This window comes from Paraburkholderia sp. SIMBA_030, from assembly GCF_046535245.1.
In the GTDB taxonomy this organism is placed as follows: domain Bacteria; phylum Pseudomonadota; class Gammaproteobacteria; order Burkholderiales; family Burkholderiaceae; genus Paraburkholderia.
The window spans coordinates 1-259 of sequence record NZ_JAWRXB010000900.1 but is presented as its reverse complement, the minus strand read 5'-3'; the positions used below and the strand labels follow the sequence as shown (position 1 = coordinate 259).

Annotated in this window: 1 pseudogene; it reads left to right on the top strand. The window is 60.6% G+C overall.

Annotation, left to right across the window (positions count from 1 at the left end):
- A pseudogene (locus SB772_RS42620) lies at positions 1-259 on the top strand (TonB-dependent receptor); the annotation flags it as partial.

Sequence of the window (259 nt, the reverse complement as noted above, 5' to 3'; positions counted from 1 at the left end):
CCGATGACTTCAAACCGACCAATAGCCAGCAAGGCCCGGGGCGCCGCGAGAACAGTAAACACCGCGACAGCAAATTCAGCTTCAAAATTGGCTTCACACCCAACGAAACCGATGAGTACGTGCTCGGCTACGTTCAGCAGGAAGGGCGCAAGGGCCAGCCAACCTACGCCGGCGACCTGCCAACGACCGGCCAACGTGCGCGTTGGTGGGAGTGGCCGCGCTCAGACAACACCAGTGTGTTCATCGCCACCAAGACCGG